Source organism: Frankia sp. AgKG'84/4 (genome assembly GCF_023242965.2).
GTDB lineage: Bacteria > Actinomycetota > Actinomycetes > Frankiales > Frankiaceae > Frankia.
This window is the reverse complement of sequence record NZ_JALKFU020000819.1, coordinates 1-1,019: the sequence shown is the minus strand read 5'-3', so window position 1 is coordinate 1,019 and position 1,019 is coordinate 1. Positions and strand designations below refer to the sequence as shown.

Annotated in this window: 1 protein-coding gene; it reads right to left on the bottom strand. The window is 76.1% G+C overall.

The annotated features are described in order from the left end of the window. Positions 1-773: methionyl-tRNA formyltransferase (gene fmt / locus MXD58_RS25440; RefSeq protein ID WP_250610209.1), on the bottom strand; the 773-nt coding region annotated here is incomplete at its 3' end. Between the last annotated feature and the right edge of the window lie 246 nt (positions 774-1,019).

The window sequence follows — 1,019 nt, the reverse complement described above, 5'->3', positions numbered from 1 at the left end:
GGCCCGGCGCCTGCGGGCAGCTCCGTGCCCACCGGGCCGATCTTGAGTCGGCGGCCGCGGAACTCCGTCCACGCGCCGGGCGCCGGGGTGGCGGCCCGGGCGAGGCGGTCCACGGCCACGGCCGGCAGACTCCAGTCGATCAGCACGTCGTCCACGGACAGTTTCGGCGCGAACGACACGCCGTCGGCGGGCTGGGCCACCCCCTGGACGCTGCCGTCGGCCAGGCCGTCCATGACCGCGACGAGCAGCCTCGAGCCGGACTGCGCGAGGCGTTCCAGCAGGTCACCGGAGGTGTCCGTCGGCCGTACCCGCTCGGTGACGACCCCGTAGACGGGGCCGGAGTCCATCGCCGGTTCGATCTGGAACACGCTGGCACCGGTGAGGTCGTCACCGGCGAGCAGCGTGCGCTGCACCGGGGCGGCGCCGCGGAACGCCGGCAGCAGCGAGAAGTGCAGGTTGACCCAGCCGAGGCGGGGGATCGCCAGCGCCTCGGGCGGCAGCAGCGCGCCGTAGGCGACGACCGGGCAGCAGTCGGGCGCGAGCTCGGTGAGCGCCGCGAGGAACTCGGGGTCGCGGGGACGCGCCGGGCTGAGCACCGGGATGCCGGTCTCCTCGGCGAGCACGTGCACCGGCGGCGGGGTGAGCTTGCGGCCACGGCCGGCGGGCCGGTCGGGACGGGTCACGACCGCGACCACGTCGTGCTGCGGGCTTTCGAGCAGTGCCCGCAGGCTGGGCAGGGCAACCGCCGGCGTGCCGGCGAAGACAAGACGCATTCACGAACACCGATCCGCCGCGGCGCCTACCGGCGGCGCGGCCCGTCTACGGGACGATCCAGGGGTACCCGGCCGTGGCCCGGGAACGACCGCCCGCCCTCACCCTGGGTGAGGCTGCGGGTGGGTTGCGCGGGCCGGCCGCCGACCGACCGTATCGCGGCGGCGTCCCGTCGACGCGGACGACCGCGTCCCGCGCATCCTCGGTGCCCCCTCGCACGCTGCCCGCGCAGGGCGGATGCCTTCCCA